Origin of the sequence: Rothia sp. (in: high G+C Gram-positive bacteria), assembly GCF_030540545.1 — a bacterium.
GTDB lineage: Bacteria > Actinomycetota > Actinomycetes > Actinomycetales > Micrococcaceae > Rothia.
Window position 1 is genome coordinate 1 of the sequence record NZ_JAUNVZ010000064.1, and the last position, 1,239, is coordinate 1,239.

Consider the following 1,239-nt stretch of genomic DNA (forward strand, 5'->3'; position numbering starts at 1 on the left):
ATCGCCGCGATTGACGATGTCGTAGCTACCATCGGTGCGAGAGACGAACTTCCACATGCTCTCGGCATACTGCTGGTTCTCGCTGGTGGTCACGCCTTGGCCTACACCGTTGGACGTTACTACACGGTCAGCACTGCGGAGGGAGGACATTTGGTACCAAACCTCCTTGCTCGTTGTGCTGGCGGTGGGCATGTTGAGTTTTTCGCCCAACGCTGCAATCGCTGCGGTGAGGGTGGTGGTCTGGGTATTCAACTCTTCATTAGTCGGTGTGCCGGCAAGAAGCTTGTAGCCGGCCTCGATGAGTTCCGTAACGGCCTTGGCGTTCTCAGCAGTAAACTGTCCTACACCAGTACCGATGCTCAACTTTTCAGCCGTGGTGAGTGCAGCAGCCAGTGCGTTGCGTGCCACGAGGCTTTCGCGAAGCGTTTTGGCCTCAGCTTCGGTAGTAGCCGTGACCTTAGAGTCTGCCTCCTTCATGAGCGGAGCCAGGGTCTCGGAGAGCTTGGCGTAGCCCAAGCCGTAGAGATAAACGCCGGTGAAGTAGTCTGCTTTGGGTGCGCCTTCCTTGGCCAGCGGGGTGAAGCAGTCTACATAGGTAGCGTAGTCCAGCTCATTGGCAAGGGTTTGGAGCTTTTCGTTGAAGGGGACAATGCTCGCATCACAAGTAGCCTTATTGCTGTAGGGCAGGAGACTCATCACGTAAATCTTGGCCTCAGGGCAAAGCGTGTGCGCCTTCTCCACCATAGCCTTATAGCTGGTGGCGATGGCCTCGAGGTCAGCACCGGTAGCGGTAACATCGGCCGTACCCGTGTAGAAGTAAATCTGCGCCGGCTTACCCTTGCCTTGGAGCATGCCTTCGAGCATACCTGCGTTGGTGCTGATGTTTGCACCCGGTACACCCCAGCCCGTGCCGCGACTCTTGACCTTGTCGGAGTGCATCAACTCGTGCCACTCCATGCCGCAGATGGTGCCGTCACCCACCATGAGGATGTCGCCGTCATTCACGGGAGACATGGCGAAGTAAGAGGCACGCAGGGCATGTACGCCACTCTGACCACAGAAGTTATTGACGGCCTTGTCATCATAGGTGCAGGTAGCATTGACCTCAGCTGCAATCTTCTTGCACCAAATGCGGTAGGCTTGTGCCGTGAGGTGCACCTTGTCGTTGGTGTAGGCACCATCGCCTTCGCCAATCTTCACAAAGTCATCCCACAGGTCGATATATACCGCACCGTATAG

The 1,239-nt window shown here is 56.4% G+C and carries 1 protein-coding gene; it reads right to left on the reverse strand.

Features of this window, described 5'->3' with window-relative positions:
* A partial coding sequence (locus Q4P78_RS08945; protein WP_303340023.1) for a GDSL-type esterase/lipase family protein occupies positions 1–1,239 on the reverse strand: 1,239 nt, incomplete at both ends.